Source organism: Laedolimicola ammoniilytica (genome assembly GCF_025567165.1).
Taxonomy (GTDB): Bacteria; Bacillota; Clostridia; order Lachnospirales; family Lachnospiraceae; genus Laedolimicola; species Laedolimicola ammoniilytica.
Genome location: NZ_JAOQKC010000047.1, coordinates 1 through 3,984, shown reverse-complemented (window position 1 = coordinate 3,984; position 3,984 = coordinate 1). Strand labels below are relative to the sequence as shown.

6 protein-coding genes and 1 pseudogene are annotated in these 3,984 nt (G+C 45.4%); 1 reads left to right on the top strand and 6 read right to left on the bottom strand.

Annotated elements, in window-relative coordinates; translation table 11 throughout:
- Window positions 1–83: 83 nt before the first annotated feature.
- The 5 genes and pseudogenes from OCV63_RS17190 to OCV63_RS17175 all read right to left on the bottom strand — a co-directional run bounded on the left by OCV63_RS17190 (window position 84) and on the right by OCV63_RS17175 (window position 3,165).
- On the bottom strand, window positions 84–608 hold the full coding sequence (locus OCV63_RS17190; protein WP_262670953.1) for a hypothetical protein: 525 nt from the start codon (window positions 606–608) through the stop codon (window positions 84–86).
- Window positions 609–662: 54 nt separating this feature from the next.
- Window positions 663–1,040 (bottom strand): TnpV protein, encoded by a 378-nt coding sequence (locus OCV63_RS17185; RefSeq protein ID WP_003533403.1) that lies wholly within the window; start codon window positions 1,038–1,040, stop codon window positions 663–665.
- Window positions 1,000–1,272, bottom strand: a complete 273-nt coding sequence (locus OCV63_RS17180) for a helix-turn-helix domain-containing protein (protein ID WP_002593556.1) — start codon at window positions 1,270–1,272, stop codon at window positions 1,000–1,002. Before OCV63_RS17180 ends, OCV63_RS17185 begins: the two co-directional genes overlap by 41 nt.
- 197 nt (window positions 1,273–1,469) lie before the next feature.
- Window positions 1,470–1,532 (bottom strand): annotated as a pseudogene (locus OCV63_RS17870) (Maff2 family mobile element protein); the annotation flags it as partial.
- 19 nt (window positions 1,533–1,551) lie between these two features.
- Window positions 1,552–3,165, bottom strand: coding sequence for a recombinase family protein (locus OCV63_RS17175; protein ID WP_003533408.1), 1,614 nt, complete (start codon window positions 3,163–3,165; stop codon window positions 1,552–1,554).
- 241 nt (window positions 3,166–3,406) lie between these two features.
- Between OCV63_RS17175 and OCV63_RS17170 the strand changes: the two genes are divergently transcribed.
- A complete protein-coding gene (locus tag OCV63_RS17170; RefSeq protein WP_006859726.1) occupies window positions 3,407–3,796 on the top strand; it encodes a DUF5301 domain-containing protein in 390 nt (129 codons plus the stop codon).
- A 57-nt stretch (window positions 3,797–3,853) separates the two neighbouring features.
- Here the strand turns inward: OCV63_RS17170 and OCV63_RS17165 are convergent.
- Window positions 3,854–3,984: transposon-encoded TnpW family protein (locus tag OCV63_RS17165; RefSeq protein ID WP_158365424.1), on the bottom strand; the 131-nt coding region annotated here is incomplete at its 5' end.

The window sequence follows — 3,984 nt, the reverse complement described above, 5'->3', positions numbered from 1 at the left end:
TGCATGGTTTGTTGGCTTCCATGTAGCAGCGGTTTTTGCTGGGATTATTCAGTTGAATTTTTAGCACGACAAACTGGAATTTGTCAAAGAGGATTATTCCAATATTCCACAGTATTTCTATTTACATCATAAAAAGTAATATTACCCGCATTTATAGGCAAGACAATCGCAAAAGGTTTATTGCGGTCAATATCAACCACTTGAATTGTGTTGCCATCATCTATTTCAAGTTGTTGCACCTGCTGTTGATTCATAGAAATAAATGCTCGTTCATTATATCCCTCTACAGTAAACTCCACAATTCCTCTTTGAATCCCCGAAAGAGTTCCACCTCCACGGAAAAAATATCCGAAGGAAAGTCCTGGACGATTGACATAGACGGAAAAAGAATGGTCACTCAAACCCTGAGGGTAAGAAATATATGCAGCCATCGTGCTGGAAACGCTTCCATCGACCGTCCAATCATCCTTAATCTTCTGCGACGAACGAATATCTGCCTCCAGCTTAGATGAAGTCACGCCGATCTCATTGTTCGTATAAAGAAAACAAACAAATAAAATACAAGCAAGAACAACCCCTATCACAATTTTAAGAAATATTTTTTTCACGCTATCAAAACTCCTTGTCAACTTTTGATTTGTCATAATCATTCTACCATACCGTTATGAATAAATCATCTCTTGCAAAATAATTTCTTCTGCCCGGTTGTGAATGTTATTGCAACGCTGCACCCATTCCATTTGATGGGTACGCTTCAATTCCTCGGTCACACCATCGGCAGCCTTCATCTGCTCCATGATGGTGTCTAACCGTTCCTGTGCCTGTTCGTTCAGGTCTGCAAGATATGTCCATAACTCCCCGGTCAGTGTCAATGTGTTCAATCTGGCTGGATGGGCTTCTCTTAAATATTCCCGGTGCATCCGTCCGTACTTTCCGATAGGGCGGTGTTCCTCCGGCAGCTTCAAATCTGGGATATAGTAATCTCCGACAAGGATATAATCAATTCCGTTTTCCGTTATTCTTGGTTTCAATTCGCTCATGTTCCTTACCTCCTGTGGAAGCAGGCTCGTCTGGTACTAACTCAATCACATCGGTAATCTCACAATTCAGCGTTTCGCAGATACGGGCTAATGTATCCATGCTGATGTGCTTTCCCTCTTTGCTCATGTTGGCAATCATATTCGTTGTCATACCGGCGGCAAGCCTTAAATCTTCTTTTCTCATATCACGCTCTAACAGTGTATGCCAGAGTGGTTTATAGCTGATGTGCATATTGTTTTCCTGCCTTTCTATCCATACCACCGGGGCGGCTGCCCCGGCAGGAACTTTTCTCTTATTATAACACCAATCTTGTGTAATCACAATTTATTCTTGTATCCTGCCGCTGATACCGTCTGGATTGTGCTTTTCCTTTCTTTTTGTTCCCTTTAATTAGCCATAAACTGCTTCATGCCCTGGGACTTTGCTTATGTGTGATAAAGAAGTAATAGAAGTGTAAAAAATTTTGCCGTTCCTATCCGGCACTTGCGCAGGGTGTCGGATAGGTCGGGCTTATTCTTCGGGCAAGTCAATCTTGCCGACAAAGCTATAATAAATATCAATGCGCTGGTGGCGTACTTCGTTCTCGTCATACTCACATTCATAGACAACGATTTTCTCCACCATTTCACGCAAGAGGGTGTGTGTCAGTTCCTCGATAGAAAGGTACTTGCGGACAACGTTCATAAACTTTTCAGCGTTTACCGTGGCTTCCTGTGCCTTGTCCAGTTCGCCCTGCAATGCGGCGGCTTTCTCCTTCAGTTCCCGCTGCTCGGCTTCGTAGTCTGCGGACATTTCCATAAAACGCTCGTCATTGATTTTCCCGTTTACATTGTCCTCATACAGACGTTTGATATAGCGGGAAAGTTCTGCAATGCGGCTCTGCACCTGTTCAAGCTGCTTCGTGGCTGCCGCCTGTTTCCGCTTGCCGCCCATTTCATTCTGCTGGATAAGCAGCTTCACGAACCGGGCTTCATGCTTCTGTGCATAGGCGGTCACTTTCCGCAGATTGTCCAGCACACCCGCCGTCAAAAGGTCGGTTCGGATGAAGTGCGCCGTACAGTCGGCGGTGCGCTTCTTATAGCTGCCGCAGATGTAGCAATCCTGCTTTCTCTTGTCGGTCTGATACCGCTGCTGGTACATCACATGACCGCAGTCGGCGCAGAACAGCAAGCCGGAGAACAAGCCCACATCATCGTAGCGGTTGGGGCGTTTGCGCTGCTTGCGTAACTCCTGCACCCGTTCCCATGTCTGCAAGTCGATGATTGGCTCATGGTGGTTCTCGAAAATCGCCTGTTTCTCAATGGGGTTGTCTATGCTGTGCTTCATCTTGTAGGACGGTTTTTCCGTCTTGAAGTTCACAAGACAGCCTGTGTATTCCCGGTTTTCCAACAGATGAACAACGGTATTGGTCGCCCACTTACATTCATAGCCGGGGTGGTAGCGGCGTATGCTGCCTGTGCGCTGGTATTCCAGCGTTCCCGGCGTGGGGATTTCCTGCTCGGTCAGCATACGGGCTATCTTGGTCGGACCGTTCCCGGCAAGGCAAAGCTGGTAAATCTGCTTGACTACCGGGGCGGCTTCCTCGTCAATGATGAAATTTTCGTCCTCGTCCATGAGGTAGCCGTACACGGGCTTGCTGGTAACAGGCTTACCGCTCATGCCTTTTGCTTTCTTAACTGCCTTGATTTTTTTGCTCGTATCTCTCACCATCCATTCGTTGAAAAGATTACGCAGCGGGGTAAAATCGTTGTCGCCCATTGCGCTGTCCACTCCGTCATTGATAGCGATAAAGCGGACGCCTTTCTGCGGGAAAAGCATTTCTGTATACATTCCCACTTGAAGATAATTTCGCCCTAAACGGGACATATCCTTGACGATGACTGTGCCGACTTTCCCGGCTTCAATGTCTGCAAGCATGGCTTGAAATCCGGGTCTTTGGAAGTTCGCACCACTATAACCGTCATCTGTGTACCAGCAGAGATTGGTAAAGCCGTTCTGCTTGGCGTAGGTTTCCAAAATGCGCTTTTGGTTGGATATAGAGTTGCTTTCCCCTTGCAGTTCATCTTCATGGGATAATCTCGGATAAAGGGCGGTAATAAGGTTTTGGGTTGTCTGTCTTAACATGGTTTCCTCCGTTTCCGACAGCCAGCCCCACTATTCCGTACTTCGATTGTACCATACAGCGGGGCGGCTTGTATAGCGGCAAAGTGTAAAAGTGCTTCTTTACCGCCCGTCAAAATGACGTTTTTTTGTGTTAGGGTTATCACGCAGATTCAACTTCATAAATATTTTACTTTTATTTGATAGTCCATTTCATTCTGCTGTGTTATAATGGCAAAAATTGAATTAGCGAGGTAAAAGGCTTATGAAAAAATATATTTCTTTGTTTTTATGTCTGACTTGCATTTTAACTTTAGTTGCGTGTGGGAAAAAAGCTGCTCCCATTCAGTTGCCCCAAACAAGCGACATTACATCTGTTGATGTAACTGTTGGGGAAAACACCACAAATCATTCAGACACAGCTTGGATAAGTGAAATAATTTCTGACATTTCCAGTTCTGAACCAACCAGTAAGCAAAGTGTTCAAGATTTTCCGCAGACTGAAAGTTATATCAAGATTGATTTTCAGTTTGAAACAGGAACAAGTACCATTTTTGCCTATGAGGAAAACGGAAAACACTATATCGAACAGCCTTATCAGGGAATTTATAAAATTGACAGTCAGCTGTACGAACGGCTGCAAGAAACAAACTAAAATTTAACTTATCCATTCAGCGGTCATGTTTCCGGGCATGACCGCTTTTCCATGCCCTCATTTTGTAGCAGCTTCCGCTTCCAGCACCTTAGCCATTTTGTCGGCGGCGGTTTCCTTTGCGCCCTGCTTGAAAAAGCCGGACACGACAAGAACAGAGTTCCCTATACGGATTTCCGTCACGCAATCGG